The organism is Bradyrhizobium sp. MI1.11, from assembly GCF_055811255.1.
The window spans coordinates 1-410 of record NZ_JBVVPM010000208.1 but is presented as its reverse complement, the minus strand read 5'-3'; the positions used below and the strand labels follow the sequence as shown (position 1 = coordinate 410).

At 65.4% G+C, this 410-nt stretch carries 1 protein-coding gene; it reads left to right on the top strand.

Annotated features, from left to right (window positions below; all coding sequences use genetic code 11):
* Positions 1-410, top strand: a 410-nt coding sequence (locus AC0L30_RS43130) for an N-acetylmuramic acid 6-phosphate etherase (protein ID WP_473406806.1), incomplete at both ends; no start/stop codon positions are given.

The following is a 410-nucleotide window of genomic DNA, read 5'->3' as shown; positions in this document are numbered from 1 at the left end:
CGCATTGTATATGTCGGCGCCGGCACCTCGGCCCGCGTGGCGGTCCAGGACGGCGCCGAGTTGATGCCGACCTTCGCCTGGCCCAGCGAGCGCGTCCACTTCATCGTCGCCGGCGGAGACAACGCGTTCGTCACCAGCATCGAGGGTGCTGAGGATGATATCGATGACGCGGTCACACAGATCAATGCCGCGCGGCTCACGCCGCACGACGTTATGATCGCCGTTGCCGCCAGCGGGACAACGCCATTCACGGTCGCGGCGCTGCAGCAGGCAGGCTCTTTTGGTACAGTGACAATCGGCGTTGCCAACAATCCCGGCACCATACTGCTGGCGTCGGCAAAGTTTCCGGTGCTGATCGAGACCGGCCGCGAACTGATCGCCGGCTCCACGCGGATGAAGGCGGGCACCGC